14 protein-coding genes and 1 tRNA gene are annotated in these 14,430 nt (G+C 66.6%); 3 read left to right on the forward strand and 12 right to left on the reverse strand.

Annotated elements, in window-relative coordinates; all coding sequences use genetic code 11:
* Window positions 1-51: 51 nt before the first annotated feature.
* The 9 genes from C5B91_RS04285 to C5B91_RS04325 all read right to left on the reverse strand — a co-directional run bounded on the left by C5B91_RS04285 (window position 52) and on the right by C5B91_RS04325 (window position 9,907).
* On the reverse strand, window positions 52-828 hold the full coding sequence (locus C5B91_RS04285) for a hypothetical protein (protein ID WP_115819137.1): 777 nt from the start codon (window positions 826-828) through the stop codon (window positions 52-54).
* Window positions 825-1,337, reverse strand: coding sequence for a hypothetical protein (locus tag C5B91_RS04290; protein WP_008092847.1), 513 nt, complete (start codon window positions 1,335-1,337; stop codon window positions 825-827). The genes C5B91_RS04285 and C5B91_RS04290 overlap by 4 nt, the downstream gene beginning before the upstream one ends.
* Complete coding sequence (locus C5B91_RS04295; protein ID WP_049968349.1) at window positions 1,334-2,326, reverse strand: hypothetical protein; 993 nt, start codon at window positions 2,324-2,326, stop codon at window positions 1,334-1,336. Before C5B91_RS04295 ends, C5B91_RS04290 begins: the two co-directional genes overlap by 4 nt.
* Window positions 2,314-2,949, reverse strand: a complete 636-nt coding sequence (locus C5B91_RS04300) for a hypothetical protein (RefSeq protein WP_049968350.1) — start codon at window positions 2,947-2,949, stop codon at window positions 2,314-2,316. The genes C5B91_RS04295 and C5B91_RS04300 overlap by 13 nt, the downstream gene beginning before the upstream one ends.
* Window positions 2,943-3,452, reverse strand: coding sequence for a hypothetical protein (locus C5B91_RS04305; RefSeq protein WP_008092852.1), 510 nt, complete (start codon window positions 3,450-3,452; stop codon window positions 2,943-2,945). Before C5B91_RS04305 ends, C5B91_RS04300 begins: the two co-directional genes overlap by 7 nt.
* Complete coding sequence (locus C5B91_RS04310) at window positions 3,452-5,494, reverse strand: type II secretion system F family protein (RefSeq protein ID WP_008092853.1); 2,043 nt, start codon at window positions 5,492-5,494, stop codon at window positions 3,452-3,454. Before C5B91_RS04310 ends, C5B91_RS04305 begins: the two co-directional genes overlap by 1 nt.
* The gene (locus tag C5B91_RS04315) at window positions 5,495-8,794 is read right to left on the reverse strand and encodes an ATPase, T2SS/T4P/T4SS family (protein ID WP_115819138.1); all 3,300 of its coding nucleotides are present in this window, start codon (window positions 8,792-8,794) and stop codon (window positions 5,495-5,497) included.
* A 683-nt stretch (window positions 8,795-9,477) separates the two neighbouring features.
* Window positions 9,478-9,550: transfer RNA gene (locus C5B91_RS04320), tRNA-Arg, on the reverse strand.
* Between the two features lie 78 nt (window positions 9,551-9,628).
* Window positions 9,629-9,907 carry a twin-arginine translocase TatA/TatE family subunit gene (locus tag C5B91_RS04325; protein WP_008092855.1) on the reverse strand — a complete coding sequence of 93 codons (279 nt, stop codon included), beginning with the start codon at window positions 9,905-9,907 and terminating at the stop codon, window positions 9,629-9,631.
* 259 nt (window positions 9,908-10,166) lie between these two features.
* On the opposite strand from C5B91_RS04325, the gene C5B91_RS04330 reads away from it, so the two are divergent.
* Together C5B91_RS04330 and C5B91_RS04335 are read left to right on the forward strand one after the other, a co-directional pair.
* Window positions 10,167-10,667, forward strand: a complete 501-nt coding sequence (locus tag C5B91_RS04330) for a redoxin domain-containing protein (RefSeq protein ID WP_008092856.1) — start codon at window positions 10,167-10,169, stop codon at window positions 10,665-10,667.
* An 81-nt stretch (window positions 10,668-10,748) separates the two neighbouring features.
* Entirely contained in the window at window positions 10,749-11,561 is an 813-nt protein-coding gene (locus C5B91_RS04335; protein WP_008092857.1) for an HD domain-containing protein, read from the forward strand.
* Window positions 11,562-11,651: 90 nt separating this feature from the next.
* Here the strand turns inward: C5B91_RS04335 and C5B91_RS04340 are convergent, their stop codons facing one another.
* The 3 genes from C5B91_RS04340 to C5B91_RS04350 all read right to left on the reverse strand — a co-directional run bounded on the left by C5B91_RS04340 (window position 11,652) and on the right by C5B91_RS04350 (window position 13,192).
* Window positions 11,652-12,560: a mechanosensitive ion channel family protein gene (locus tag C5B91_RS04340; RefSeq protein ID WP_115819139.1), complete on the reverse strand. Its 909-nt coding sequence runs from the start codon at window positions 12,558-12,560 to the stop codon at window positions 11,652-11,654.
* Window positions 12,557-12,805, reverse strand: coding sequence for a YhbY family RNA-binding protein (locus C5B91_RS04345; RefSeq protein WP_004977417.1), 249 nt, complete (start codon window positions 12,803-12,805; stop codon window positions 12,557-12,559). The genes C5B91_RS04340 and C5B91_RS04345 overlap by 4 nt, the downstream gene beginning before the upstream one ends.
* Window positions 12,806-12,916: 111 nt before the next feature.
* A complete protein-coding gene (locus C5B91_RS04350) occupies window positions 12,917-13,192 on the reverse strand; it encodes a ribonuclease P protein component 4 (RefSeq protein WP_004977416.1) in 276 nt (91 codons plus the stop codon).
* Between the two features lie 95 nt (window positions 13,193-13,287).
* On the opposite strand from C5B91_RS04350, the gene C5B91_RS04355 reads away from it, so the two are divergent.
* Window positions 13,288-14,349 carry a glycosyltransferase family 4 protein gene (locus C5B91_RS04355; protein ID WP_115819140.1) on the forward strand — a complete coding sequence of 354 codons (1,062 nt, stop codon included), beginning with the start codon at window positions 13,288-13,290 and terminating at the stop codon, window positions 14,347-14,349.
* Window positions 14,350-14,430 lie beyond the last annotated feature (81 nt).

Consider the following 14,430-nt stretch of genomic DNA (forward strand, 5'->3'; position numbering starts at 1 on the left):
ACGTCTCCCGACCGACCGTCACGGCGGGGTCCGGCCCCGGGTTTCAGTCTCTCAGTCGGCGAACGTCATATCGACCGACGTCGAGACGACGTAGACGCGCTCTGCCCCGTTCACGTAACACGAGACGCTCGGATAGCTGTCGGGTGTCGCGGCCGGGACGACCGGGTCGCAGGTCACGTCGGGACGGCTCGATAGCTCCTCGCGCCAGAGCGCCGCACGCGGGGAGCGAACGGTTAGATTCACGTCGTACTGCCCGTCGGTCCGCGCGGCCAACACGTCGCTCGCGGCCTTGTCGGCTCGGATGAGGAACGTCCCCGACCCGCCGATCGAGGTCGTCGCCTCCTCGTCGGGGCGCGTCACGAACGCCGGAATCAACACCCGCTCTTCGGTGAGGACGAACGATGGCCGCCGGACGAACGTCCCGCTGTCGCCGCGAGTCCTGAGAAGCGCGTCGAACGCGTAGACGATTCGCTCGTCGCTTGAATCGGCCGTGTAGACGACCGGCGAGACGTCGTAGGTGTTCGTGAAGTTGACCGACGGGTCCGACGTCAACTCCCCGGAGACGACGAACTCGACGGGCCGGTCGAGGGTCAAGCGAGCGTCCTGAAGTTTCACCTCCGTGGCCCGACTCGGCGCGCCGCGGTCGGCGATGTCCTCCATGTTGTCGCCGAGGATGTCGAGCGCGCGCTCGGCGTTGTTGACGCGCTCCACGTCGCGGGCGTCTTGGAGGCCGGTCATCCCGACGGCACTGACGAGACCGACCATCGAGAGGACGATGGCGAAGACGAAGACGAACCCGAGCGTGTCGCTCACCGCGCGGTCGCTCACGAGTTCACCTCCAGCCCCGACGACGGGTCGTAGGTGATGGTCACGTCGCCGCCGTCGACTCGGCTCGCGGTCAGCGAGGTCTCGGTCGAGACGGGGACGCGGACCGTCACCTCGGGGTCGGTCGAAGTGAGCACGAGTTCGTTCGGCGACCCCGACACCACCTCGATGGAGTAGGTCGTGCCGGCGACCCTCGGGGGCAGTCGTACCGTCGCCTCGACCCGCGACTCGCCCGGTGCGGCCCCGATTCGGTCGACCGATTCGATGCCGGCCGCGAGCCGGTTTCCGACCACGTCGAGTTCCGTCTCCGTGACCCGCTCGCGCTCGTCGGAGACGAAGCCGCCGGCGGCGACCAACAGCCCCGAGATGAGAACGACCGTGATGGAGAGCGTGAGGACGTAGCCGAGCGCCGTCGAGACGCCGCGGTCGGTCGAACGGGAGCGGGCGCGGCGCCCGCGGCTCCCGCGCCGAACGCGGTTCTCCCGGTCGTCCGGGGCTATCGGTGGCGTCACGCAATCTCACCCGGCGCGACCCGAAGCTCTCGGTAGACGTACGCCTCGCCCGTCTCGTAGACGTACGAGACGTTGACGGCGTACAGCGCCTGCTCTGCGACCGGCGACGACCCGCTCCCGGCGGGCGCGTACTTCGCCGCGTCGAACACCGTCGCGTTCGTCTCGTTCACGTACAGTTCGTAGGTCCCCTCGGCCTGCACGGCGTTCCGGTACGAGAGCGTGACAGGGCCGTCGAGGTCGGTGTGGACCGCATCGAGCGGGTCGCAGGTGGCCCCGTCGAGTCGGCCGTCGGCAACGTCAATCGTGACGTAATCGCCCGCGTCGGCCGCCACGCCGCAGGTCGTCCGGCTCCCGCCGGCGTCCTCGACGGTCACGAAGACCCGCGTCGAATTCCGGTAGACCTCCGTCTCGACCGCGTTCGTCCCGTCGTCGACGACGAGCTCGAACGCCGACCCGCTACTCGTCGCGAGCGAGTCGCGCGAGACGTTGAACCGGACGCCGCGGACGCCGACGCCGCTGGCGAGCGTCCAGTCGGTCGTCTCGTTCCCGTCCGTGAAGTTCCGCGCCGCGTCGGTCTGCGAGATTCGGGTGCCCTCGACGTGGTCGACGCGCGAGGCGTTCGTCGCGGCTCCCCTGACCGCGGCGAGCGTCGCGGTCGCGTCGCTCCAGTTGCCGAACGTCTCGTCGAACGAGCCGGCGAGTTCGCCGTACGTTCCGCCCTCGCGGTTGGCTTCGTCGAGGAGGAGTCCCGCACCGGCTTCGACCGTTCGGCCGTGGCTCACGGCCCCGTCGAGGCTCGTATCGGTCGTCCGCGTGGCGAGGTTCTCCGTGTAAATCGCGGTGTTGAGCGTCAGCGCGAGACCGACGAGGAGGACCGCGATTGCGAGGGCGGCGACGAGCATCAGTTGACCGCGGTCGTCGCCGGTGAAGCGCACGGCTCCCGTCGCCTCGTCCCTCGGGCCGTCGAACGCGTCGGTCACATCCGCCATACGACCACCTCCACTTCGACGACGCCGTAGAGCGGCCCCGCGCTCCCGTCTTGGATGAAATACGTCTCGTCGCTCGCGGCGGCGACCGATTCGAGCGTCTTGGTCGTCTCGACCGCGCGAGGCTCGCCGCCCGGCGACGTTCCCGGCTCGGTCAGCGCGTCGTCGTCCGCGAGCGTCACGACCCGAGTCCGCGAGACGGCGTGGTCGCTCGGTTCACCCATGAACACGAGTCGGCTCGTCCGGCGGACCTCCCGGTCGCGGAGGTAGTGTACGTAGACGTTGAACGCGATGCCGCGGTCCAAGAAGGACTCGTCGAGCATCGTCCCGAAGGCGGTCGGCGGGCCGCCGTCGACGTAGTAGCCGCGCGCGTCGATGCCGTAGAAGCTCCCGTTTTCGGGGTGCGTGAACAGGAGCGTCCGCTTCAGCGCGCCGGTCTCGGCGGCCGCCGTCAGGACGCCGTCGGCGACGGCGGCCTGTTGGTTCTCGATGTGCTGGCTCGACGTACTCGCGGTCAGGGGCGTCACCGCGGTCACCTGCAGCGCGAACGTGACGCTGGCGAGGAGCACCATCGCGGCGACGATGGCTTCGAGCGCGTGGGCCTGTGCGCGAGACACGGTCACCACACCCTCACCGATAGCTCGTGGAGCTCGCCGTCGAGGAGGATTGCCCGCCGAGCGGCGACGACGCTCCGGGTTGTCGGGACCGGCTCGCCGGTCGTCTCGACGACGGTCCCACCCCGCGAGAGCGTGACGTTGAGTCCGTAGGACGCGTCGATTCCGGTCGCGGCGTTGGGGTCGGCGCTCCCGTAGTCGCAGTCGCCGGGCGGCGGGTCTCCGTCGAAGAACGCCTCGGTGCAGGCCGCGTCGAGCGCGTCCGGATTCTCGTCGTCGACGAGCAGGCGCTGGGTGAGCGAGTCGGCGGCGCGGTTCGCGACGAGCGGGCGGTCCTGTTCGGCCTCGAAGGGGTCGAGAATCTGCGGGATGGTGCCGACGACCCACGCGACCGCAAGGAGGAAGATGCCGACGCCGACGGCGAAGTCGATGGTCGTCTGGGCGCGGGTGCTCCGGCCGGGAGCTCCGCGTCGGCCGTCACTGCGTCGGCCGTCGCCGCGGTCGCGTCGCCGCATCAGCCGACCACCATCCACACCGCGAGCGAGAGCGTCTGGAGGATGACGACGAACTTGACCCCCGAGAGGAGGTCCGCGTTGCGGATGTAGCCGCTGATGAACCCCGAGAGCATCGCCTGGATGGTGACGCCGTGGAAGAACAGAAGCGACAGCAGGTCGGGGTCGATGCCGCCGCCGAAGCTCGGGCCGCCGGTCGTCGCGCCGCCGGAACTCGACGCCTGCGAGGAGAGGCCGGCCATCACGTCGAGGAACTGCGTCTTCAGGATGGCCATCACCGCCAGCAGCGTCACGTAGGTCATGAGGATGATGGCGACCTGCATCCGGGTCCGCGAGATGCGCTCGCGCTCGATGTCGTCCTGGTTCTCGGAGGCCTGCGCGGCCGTCGTTAGGACCTCGGTTATCTGGCTCGACGCCTCCTGGGCCTTCGTGATGAGCTTGACCGTCCGGGCGAGCCGCGGGATGTGGTACTTGTTGTTGAACTCGACGAGCGCCTCTCTGAGGCTCATGCCGTAGTGGACCTTCGCGTACATCACCTCGAACTCGTCCGCGAGTTTCCCCGAGGAGGTGTCGGAGACGGTCTTGATGGACTCGAGGAGCGTCTGGCCGGTGTCGTTCGCGCTCGACAGCTTTCGGAGGTTGTCGGAGAGCTTCCCCGTGATGGCCGACCGCGAGTGGACGTTCCACTCGTGGAAGACGGCGAGCGGCACCGCGACGAGGTAGACCGGGACGTAGAACCAGATGAACGTCCCCCAGACGGGGTTAGCCACCATCCCGTCCCACGTCGTCGGGGCGGCACCTTCGACGACGGAGACGGCGAGGAGCGAGAGCGCCGCGGGCACCGTCAGCGCGAGGGTGAAAAGCGGGTGCCGCTTGAAGAACAGATGCGGGCGGCGCAGGAGCTCTTTGGTCTTGAACGTCCCCTCGCGGGATTTGATGCGCGAAAAGAGGCTGAACTCGCCGACGTAGCTCTCGACGAGCCCCATGTGGACGAGCCCCTCGCGCTGTTGACCCTGCAGGCGGTCGCTCTCGTCTTCGGGGCTGAGGAAGCCGTCGCCGATTTCGTCCTGCTTGACCGTCGAGACGAGGACGAGGAAGCCGACGCCGGTCAGCGGGATGAGGCCGTAGACGGTCGCGTACAGCAGCCTCGACTGGGCCTCCCCGAGCATGCTCATGATGACGAGGATGATGATGAGAAGCAGCGGAAAAAGCGAGAGCGTCATGTACATCTCGCCGAACAGTTCCATCGTCTCCAGCGTCTGTTCTTGCTGTTGTTTTGCGGTCCGGAGGTGTTTGTCCTTCTTGTCGTCGAGGAAGCCCTGCATATTACCGCCGGAGTTGACGATGGAGAGCATGTCCGTCAGGAACTGCGAGAGGTCGTCCGAAGGGGTCAAAATCGCCTGCTGCCGGATGGCGTTGCGGTAGTCGGTCCCGAAGTACTCCGTCTCCTGGACGATGCTCTGGAACTCCCGGGAAACCTCGCCGTAGGTGTCTTCGGCGCGCGCCATCGCCTCCAGAATCTCCAGTTGGTTCAGCCCGCCCACCGAAAGGGCGTACATGAACGAGATGGAGTCCGACAGGAGCATGTTTATCTCGCGCTTGCGGGCGGACGCCGTCGAGTACGGAATCGCGACGAGCGTCCCGAAGCCGCCGGCGAAGCCGAGCGACCCGAAGACGAGCCCCGAGACGACGACGGCCGCGGGCATCGCGAGCGACCGGAGCGTGGCCGCCGTGGACTCGCTTCCGACCGGAATCCCGAGGCTCACCGAGTCCGCCGAGACGAGGCCGAGCGCGAAGACGCCGTAGCCGACGGCCATCCCGACGAGCCACAGTGCGAGGCCGACGAGCACGCCGATAGCGAGCGCCCGCGAGAGGTAGAGTTCGACGGTGTCGGGCATCCGTGCCTGCTGCAACTTTTCTTCGATGTCGGCGACGAACTCGCCGTCCTCGTCGAAGATGAGCTGAAACAGCGGGTAGAAGGCGTCGCCGAGGGTGTCGGTACTGCGGTCGAGGCCGCCCGAGGTCTTCGAGTCGAGGTTGCTCATCTACTCGCCCTCTTCGGAGTCGGTCCCGCGAGCGCCCGCGTCGTCGTCCTCGTCGCCCTCGTGCGGGTCGTCGGCCTCGGCGGCCTCGAACCCGCCCCACGTCTCGTCGGCCGCATCGTCGGGGTCGGCCCTGTCGGGTTCGCCTCGCCCCGCCGTGCCGTCCGAAGCCGCGGTCGAGTCCGACCCGTCGTCGATGCCGAACGCGCCGAAGAAGTCGTCGAGGTCCAGGTCGTCGCCGTTGGGGTCGGGGAAGGAGGGCGCGTCGTCGAAGCCGAACGCCCCGCCGGGGTCGCCGAAGCCGGTCGGCTCGTCGCCCTCGCGGTCCGCGTCCGCCTCGTCGCCCTCGCGGTCCGCGTCCGCCTCGTCGCGCCCGGCCTCCAGCGCCGGCGTCTCGTCCTCGCCGTCGAGCGACGACGGCCCGTCGTCGCCCTCGATTTCGGAAGTCTCGTCGCCGGCGTCTAGTTCGTCGCGGTCGTCTCCCTCGTCGAGTTCGGGGTCTCGGGTCGACGCGTCGAGCGAGTCGAGTTCGCCGCGCTCGCCGGGCGTCGCCTCCACGTCCGACTCGTCGCGCATGTGGTTGAGCGCCTCCGCGACCTCGCCCACGTCGCGGCCGCGGTAGTCGGGGAACAGCTCCTCTTCGGCCCGGCGGAGGATTTCCTTCGCCAGCTTTCGGACGTGTTCCGGCGGGTCGGGTCGCGGGACCATCGCCTCGCTCTCGGGGTCGATGTTGATGTGGACCGACTCCATCTCCCGGAGGTCTTCGAGGCTCCGTTCGAGGTCGTCGGTCGCCATCAGTCCGAGGATGGTGTCTTGGTCGTTGATGAACGCCTGGAACGTCGCCGCGACCTGCGTGTAGGTGTTGAGCCCGCGGTCGATGAGGTACGCGAGGATGACCTGTCGCTTGAACACCTCCAGTTCGAGCGTCTCCTGATTCCAGCCGCGGTCGAACTTGATCTCTTCGAGCGTGTTCGACGAACCCATCTGGAGGAACTCGTCGGTCTCGGCCTGCCACTGGTAGACGTCTTGAACGTTTATCTCGTCGTTCTCGGGGTCGTAGTGGTTGATTTCGGTGAGCGACTTGTTCCGGCGCACCTTGTTGCCGCCGACCCGCGTCGAGGTCTGGATGGACACGAGGTCGAGGGCGGTGAACATCGTCTTCGAGACGTTGATGGGAGCGGTCGTAAACCGCTTGAGCACCTCGCCGACCGAGTCGGCGTGGAACGTCGTGTAGGTGGTGTGACCCGTGGACATGACCTGAAACAGGGTCCGGCCCTCCTCGCCGCGAATCTCGCCCATGACGATGTAGTCCGGGCGCTGGCGGAGCGCGGCTTCGAGCAGGTCGAACTCGTCCACGTCGCCTTTGTCGTCGTCCGCGAACGACGGCCGGGTGACGGAGGCGATCCAGTTGCGCTGGGGCAGTTCGACCTCGCGGGTGTCCTCGATGGAGACGATTTTCGTGTTCGACGGGATGAAAAGCGAGACGGCGTTGAGCGAGGTGGTCTTCCCCGACGCCGTGCCGCCCGCGAAGATGAGGCTCTTGTCGTTCTCGATGCAGAGCCAGAGGAACGCCATCTCCTCCAGCGAGAACGTCGACCAGTTGATGAGGTCGATGGGCGTGAAGGGGACGTCCTTGAACTGGCGGATAGTGTAGTTCGTCCCGTGGTCCGACACCTCGCGACCGAGGGTGAGTTGCGCGCGCGACCCGTCCGGGAGCGTCGCGTCCACCTGCGGGCGGCGCTTCGAGATGCCCTTCCCGGAGCGTTGGGCGAGTTTCACGACGAAGTCGTCGAGTTCGCCCTCGCCGTGGTAGACGTTCGAGATGATCTGTTCGTAGTCGGAGTGGTAGACGAACACCGGCGAGTTGTAGCCGTCGCAGGAGATGTCCTCGACGTTGATGTCGTGTTTGATGCCGTCGATGCGCTCGTAGCCGATGAAGTCGCGGCGGAGGTAGTACTGGAGTTTCCGGACTTGGTAGTCGTTCAGGTCGTCGGCGTCGTCGGCGAGGACCGCCGGTTCGGGTCGGGCGGCGATACCGTCGATGCCGCCGAGCGGGGCGTCATCGTCGGCGTCGCGGGCGCGGCCGCCGAAGACGGAACCGAACCCGAGTCGGGACCCGATGCCGCCGAGTCCGCCGAATCGCCCGGCGGTCGCGGGAGTCGCCGAAGAGCCGTCCGTCGACCCACCTCCGCCACCGAGGAGGCCGCCCAGTCCGAGCCGAGACGCGAGGCCCGAAGACTCCGCCGCCGCGTCAGTGGCCGAACCGTCGTCGCTTTCGCCAGCCGCGGATGCCGACGCCGGCGGGTCGTAGAGGTCGTACCGCGAGAGCAGTTCGTACGTCTCGGCCTCGATGACCCGTCCGCGGTTGTCGCGGCCGCCCTCGACGACGCTTTCGTCCCCGTACTTGATGGCGGTCCGAAGCTTGTTCGTGAGGAACTCCGTCAGGTCGTCTTCGATGCGGTTCAGGTACGGTTCGACCACGTAGTACTTCTTCTCGTTTTCTTTGACCGAGTGGAAGATGATGACGAACGCGTAGGGCTTGTTCACCCAGTAGCGCTCGACCTCGCGGAAGTGCGTCTTCTTCTCCATCGGGACGGCCTTCTCGAGGTCGTAGCGGTTCGCCAGCGTGGTCGTGCCGTCGACGCTGGAGAAGAACGCGTCCTCGTCGAACTCGGGGTCGACATCGACCGTGCGCTCCTCGACGACTGCGTCGAGTTCCTCGGCGCGCTGGCCGGCCCGCGCGAGCGCGTTCTCGATGTAGTCGGGGTCGAACCCGAGCGCCTCTTCGGCGTCGAAGCGGACGATGTCGCCCTCGGAATCCCGCGGGCGGGAACCGTCGTCCTCGTAGTAGTACTCCCGCTTGTAGTGTTCCCACAGCCAGACGTCCTTGACGACGGGGGTCGTCTCGGGGTTACAGAAGGCTTCGAACTGCTCGTTGATGTCCGTCGCGTGCGCGCCGCGCTTACCGATGAACTCCGCCGCGTCGACCGGGTGACAGTCGAGGTACTCTTCGGGGTCGAGGTCGACGCGCTCCCAGTCGGTCCGGGTCGGCGTCGAGGCCGCCCGCTCGTCGTCTTCCTCCCACCGGGACGTGCCGGGCGCGTCGCGTCGCGTCCGCGGATCGGTCCCGTAGAGGGCTTCCACGTCGCCGTCGGTTCCGTACTCGTCGAGAAAGTCTGCCCACGTGTACGACCCGACGCGCGCGTTCGACGCCTGCTCCGGAGCGGTGTCGCTCTCCACGGGCGGTGTTACATCACCCGTTAACGCCTTTCGCTCCCCTCCGTCGGCGTCGTCGGTTGCCATTGTCACCGGGTATCCGGGCCGATGGAAAAGTCTTTTTCTCAGCTAATTCACAGTTTAAGTCCTGTTTAAGTTCTATTTTTATACCATTTTATCAGGGAAGGTCGTGGCGACGCATCCAGACCGCCGGCTAAATCGGGGCTTTATCGCGGCGTGAACCGGGGCGAATCGAGGGACGCCCGTAGAATAGTGGTTTTCTGATATGTCGTGCAGCACGGGAGACGGGCTGTCGCCGTTGCGGGCCGGGGTTCCGCCGTGGAGACGAAAGAGCGGTGAGTCAGAGACGTTTGCGACGGGACTGGACTCCGGGATTTGCGATTTCTACCGCGGCCGTGCAGCGAGGAGCGTCGCGACGAGCGAAGCGGGCGTGGCGGGAGTCCCGCGAGCAGAGCGAGTGGGACTCAGGAACGACCGCTGAGCGAACGAAGTGGCGAACGGTGTGACGGGATTGAGCGAATCCGGAGGATTCGCGATGTTCGTCGCGGCCGCTGAGCGAACGAAGTGGCGAACGGTGTGACGGGATTGAGCGAATCCGGAGGATTCGCGATGTTCGTCGCGGCCGCTGAGCGAACGAAGTGAGCGAAGCGGGCGTGACGGAATTCGAACCTCGGTCGCTCACTGACGTTCGCTCCCCGATTCGAATCCCGCACGTTGCGTTATCGGACTCGCTCCGCTCGTCACGATAACGGGCGTGGCGGGATTCGAACCCGCGATCGAGAGGTTAGGAACCTCTCGCCCTGTCCACTAGGCCACACGCCCTACGGCGCAATCTCTCAGGACTGGTCAAAAATCGCGTGGTTCGCCCTGCGCGGGCAGAAGAGAGAGAGTGAGCTGCGATTAGTTCGACGATTCGGTCGAAGCGGACTCGGTCTCGACCGAGTCAGCCGAACTCTCGATGGTCGCGTCGTCTTCGTCTTCGTCGTCGCCTTTCATATCCTGCAGCTCGTCCTCGATTTCCTCGCGGCCGCGCTGGAATTCGCCGATGGCCTGCCCGGAGGACCGAGCGAGCTTCGGAATCTTGTTCGCGCCGAACAGCAGGACGACGATGAGCAGAACGACGAGCAGCTCGGGCCCGCCCGGGAGTCCCGGGAACAGTGGGGTGATGGTCTCGAACATCGCTATTTCTGCGTTACCTAGTGGCAATTATAGGCTTTTTGCCTTCTGCGGGTTCTGGAAAGACGGAATATCGGCGTACCGGAACTCCCGCATCGGCCGAATCGACGCGTTTCGGCGCGTAACTCCTACGAAAAACTTGTGGCAGGCTGCCGGACGCGCTTGGCCGTTCCGATGCGCCGACTGGGTCGGTCCGTCACCACCGGTCCCCTGAATTTCCGACGACGGTGAAATAATGTGTGCGGAGTCGAATGGCACCCGTATGGTATCAGTCGGCGACGACGCCCCGGACTTCACCGCACCGCTCACCGACATCGACGGCGACATCGAGTCGTTCACGCTCTCCGAAAACCTCGACGACGCGCCCATCGTCCTCGCGTTCTTCCCCGCGGCCTTCACCGGCACGTGCACCACCGAGATGTGCACCTTCCGCGACCAGATGGCCAACTTCGAGGACGTCGGCGCGACGGTGTACGGCATCAGCATCGACACGCCGTTCACGCTGACGGAGTTCGCCGAGCAGAACGGACTCAACTTCGGCCTCATCAGCGACACGAACCGCGAACTCGTCGACGCCTACGACGTGGCGATGGACTTCGCGAGCCTCGGCGTCAACCGCGTGGCGAAGCGCGCGGTGTTCGTCGTCGACGGAGACGGCGAAGTCACCTACGCGTGGGTCAGCGACGACCCCGGCGTCGAACCCGACTACGACGCGGTCGAGGCCGCCGCCGCGAAGCTCGAAGAACCGACCGAGGCCGCGTAGGCTCACCCCGCCACGCGACGCGTTAGCGCACCTGATTCGGAGCCCAAGTTCTTTTCTCTCCGTGCGACCACCTTGCGGGTCATGAGCGATACCGAAGACACCCTGAACGGCGGCCGCGTCTACGACCCCGAGGCGGACCACGCCTTCCCCGACGAGAAGCTCAACGAGGTGCTCCCCGCGCTCCTCGAAGACGAGGAAGTGACGACGCTCCTCGAAGCGCAGAACGTGAACGCGGTGACGCGCAAGGGCTACAACGACCACGGCCCGAAGCACATCGAAATCGTCCGCAACCGCGCGCTTCGGCTGTACGACCTGCTCAAGGCCGGCGACTGCGAGTTCAACGGCGCGGCCGAGCAGGGACTCGCCGAGGCCGACGAAGCGGTCATCATCGCCCTCGCGGCGCAACTGCACGACATCGGTCACATCGTCCACCGCGACAACCACGCGTACTACTCCATTCCGCTCGCGTCGGACGTGCTCGACCGCTTCCTCCCCGAGTTCTACGGCCTCGCCGACGCGGTCCGAATCAAAGCGGAAGTCCTCCACGCCATCCTCTGTCACCACCGCGAGGAGGACCCGCTCACGCTCGAAGCCGGCGTCATCCGCGTCGCCGACGCGCTCGACATGGAACGCGGCCGCTCGCGCATCCCCTACGAGAAGGGCGGCCGCGGCATCAACACGCTCTCCAGCCGCGCCATCAACAACGTCGTCCTGAAGCCCGGCGAAGAGTCGCCGGTCCTCGTCGAAATCGAGATGGTGAACGCCGCGGGCGTCTATCAGGTCGACAACCTCCTGAAGGCGAAACTCGACGGCTCCGGCCTCGAAGACCACGTCCGCATCGTCGCGGTCAACACGAAGTCCGAAGACAGGCTCGTCGAGCGCATCGAACTCTAAGCGGCGCGTCGGGAGTCAAAAAATCCGAGTCGTCCGCACGGGCGACCGCCGCGGGTGGGTCCCGCAGTCGGCACCGGTTCGGTTCTCTCCTCAGTCGTTCGACTGCGCGAGGCGCTCCGCGCCGCCGACCGAGAGTTCGCCGCTGAGGGTGCGGTTCGGGTAGGGGATGTCGATTCCCTCCTCGTCGAACCGCTCTTTGACGGCGGTAACGTACTCGCCGCGGGTCTTCACGAAGTCGGCGCGGCTGGGCTGGGAAATCCAGATGCGCGACTTGAGCGTGACCGACGAGTCGCCGAGTTCGGTCAGTCTGACCGACGGCTCGGGCGTCGTCATGATTCCCTCGTGGTTTTCGGCCTCGTCGAGGATGATGTCGGTCGCCTGCTGGATGTCGTCGTCGTAGCCGATGCCGAACGGCACCTGCAGGCGGAGTTTGTCCTTCGCGACGGGGTTCTTGATGACGCCGTCGGTGAGCTGCGAGTTCGGCACAGTGAGCAGTTCGTTGTCGAAGGTACGAACGCGCGTCACGCGGAAGGAGATGTCCTCGACGACGCCGGAGTTGTCGTCCCATTCAATCCAGTCGTTGATGCGGAACGGCTTGTCGGTGAAGATGAAGATGCCGGCGACGAAGTTGGCGATGACGTCCTGCATCGCGAAGCCGATAGCGAGCGTCGCGGCCGCGCCGATGGTGGCGAGCGACTGCAGGATGTTGCCGAGGCCGGCGAACGCGAACCCCGCTCCGAGGGCGACGAACGCCACGACGAGGGTCGCGATTTTCATCAGGGGCTTTTTGGCGTGTTCCTCCGCGCCGCGTCGGTCGAGGACGCGGTTGAGCGCGGACGACACGACCGCCTTGCCGACGATGTAGACGATGACAAAGCCGAGAACGAGGCCCAGGAGCGTCCCGAGCGTCTCGGCGTACGGAACGTTCTGCTGGGTGAGGAGTCGACCGATAGCGCCGCCGTCACCCTGCAGTTGGAGCGGGAGTGCGAGCGCGTTCATCGGTGGTAGACCGCGGTCTTCCCCCTCGTCTCTATCAGTTCGGCGTTCACCCGGTCTGCGAGGTCTGCGGCCGCCTCGTCAACCGTCGTGCCGCCGAGCGCCGCCCGGAGGAACTTCGCTTTCACGAGGTTCCGGTCGGCCAGTTGGTCGTTGAGTTCGCCGACCACCGCTTCGATTCCGCTCTTACCCACCCAGACGGTCACGTCGACGTCGTGGGCCTCCTTTCGCAGCTCCTGCGTGTTCATGTGTGGCCTCCACTATGTGCCGGAGGGCTTCAATAGTAAGGCTTTGGCGGCCGTTTGGTTGTCGTACACACGCGAGAACGGGGCGATACTGCCGGAATCGCCGGCGGGCGGTCAGTACGGATAGCGTTTCGTCGCCCCGCAGTCGCATCTGACGACGACGCGGCCGCCGGCGCGGGTCCGGACGCGGGCGTTGACGCCGGGACGGAGGTAGGCGTCGCAGTCGTCGCAGGTGAACCGGCGGAACGCCTTCGGGAGGCCGCAGCGGTTCCGCTCTGCGACCCGGCGGGCGAGGCGGACGTACTCGCGGGCGCGCTCGTGGTCGCGGTCGCTCGCCGCCTCACGGGCGAGGTCGTGGAGTCGGTCGATGCGCTCCTCCGCGATGTTCATACACGTTCGGGCGAGCGGCCCGGACAAAGACGTTCCGAACCGCGACGCGGAGCCGAAGCCGGTAACGTGAAACCTCGGCCGGAAAAACGGCGACTGTGCGCGTCCTGAACTACCTCGAGTTCGCCTCGCAACTCGAACGCAGCGGCATCGGCACCGCCACCGACCAGCAGCGGGCGGCCCTCGCCACGACCGACGTGGAGGTCGTCACCTCCCCGTGGCCCGAGTCGGCCGCCGCGGGTGCCGTGGGCCTCCTGCGGGGCGACGGGGTCGTCCGCGACTACGACGTGGCCCACTGCAACCTCATCGGCCCCGGGTCGCTCGCCGTGGCCAGACACGCCAAACGGAACGACATCCCGCTCGTGCTCCACTCGCACGTCACCCGCGAGGACTTCGCCGAGAGCTTCCGCGGGTCGACCGCGGTCGCCCCCGCCCTCGGAAAGTACCTCAAGTGGTTCTACTCGCAGGCAGACGTGGTGCTCTGTCCCTCCGAGTACACGAAGCGAACCCTCGAATCCTACCCGGTTGACGCGCCGATTCGACCGATTTCGAACGGCGTCGACACCGACGCACTCGACGGGTTCGAGGAGCTCCGCGAGGAGTACAGAGCCGAGTACGACCTCGACGGCATGACCGTCTTCACCGTCGGCAACGTCTTCGAGCGCAAGGGCCTCACGACGTTCTGTACGCTCGCCCAGGAGACCGACTACGACTTCGCGTGGTTCGGCCCCTACGACACCGGGCCGCACGCCTCGAAGAAGGTGCGATACTGGGTCGAAAACGCCCCGGAGAACGTCACATTCTCCGGGTGGATAGACGACATCCGCGGCGCGTTCGGCGCGGGCGACGTCTACCTCTTCGCGACGAAAAACGAGAATCAGGGCATCGCCGTCCTCGAGGCGATGGCCTGCGGGAAGGCGGTCGTCCTCCGCGACATCCCGGTGTTCGAGGAGTTCTACACCCACGGCCACGACTGCCTGAAGTGTTCGACCGACGCGGAGTTCCGCCGGGCGCTCGACCTGCTCGCCCGCGACCCCGACCTCCGGCGGCGACTCGGCGAGAACGCCCGCGAGACGGCCGCCGAACACAGCCTCGACCGCGTCGGCGACAGGCTCGTCGAGACGTACGAGGACGCGCTGTCCGGACGACTCGAAGGCTGAGTGGCCGACTCTCGTCCGGCGACTCTCGTTGGCCGACCCCCGGGAGGCTGCCGATTGATTCGGTAACACACGACAGTCCAG

Origin of the sequence: Haloferax sp. Atlit-10N, from assembly GCF_003586325.1 — an archaeon.
Lineage (GTDB): Archaea > Halobacteriota > Halobacteria > Halobacteriales > Haloferacaceae > Haloferax > Haloferax prahovense.

Coding starts and splice junctions, on each gene's coding strand:
- C5B91_RS04295 (WP_049968349.1), bottom strand. CDS start 2,326: ATGGCGGATGTGACCGACGCGTTCGACGGCCCGAGGGACGAGGCGACG.
- C5B91_RS04305 (WP_008092852.1), bottom strand. CDS start 3,452: ATGCGGCGACGCGACCGCGGCGACGGCCGACGCAGTGACGGCCGACGC.
- C5B91_RS04310 (WP_008092853.1), bottom strand. CDS start 5,494: ATGAGCAACCTCGACTCGAAGACCTCGGGCGGCCTCGACCGCAGTACC.
- C5B91_RS04315 (WP_115819138.1), bottom strand. CDS start 8,794: ATGGCAACCGACGACGCCGACGGAGGGGAGCGAAAGGCGTTAACGGGT.
- C5B91_RS04325 (WP_008092855.1), bottom strand. CDS start 9,907: ATGTTCGAGACCATCACCCCACTGTTCCCGGGACTCCCGGGCGGGCCC.
- C5B91_RS04330 (WP_008092856.1), top strand. CDS start 10,167: ATGGTATCAGTCGGCGACGACGCCCCGGACTTCACCGCACCGCTCACC.
- C5B91_RS04335 (WP_008092857.1), top strand. CDS start 10,749: ATGAGCGATACCGAAGACACCCTGAACGGCGGCCGCGTCTACGACCCC.
- C5B91_RS04340 (WP_115819139.1), bottom strand. CDS start 12,560: ATGAACGCGCTCGCACTCCCGCTCCAACTGCAGGGTGACGGCGGCGCT.
- C5B91_RS04345 (WP_004977417.1), bottom strand. CDS start 12,805: ATGAACACGCAGGAGCTGCGAAAGGAGGCCCACGACGTCGACGTGACC.
- C5B91_RS04350 (WP_004977416.1), bottom strand. CDS start 13,192: ATGAACATCGCGGAGGAGCGCATCGACCGACTCCACGACCTCGCCCGT.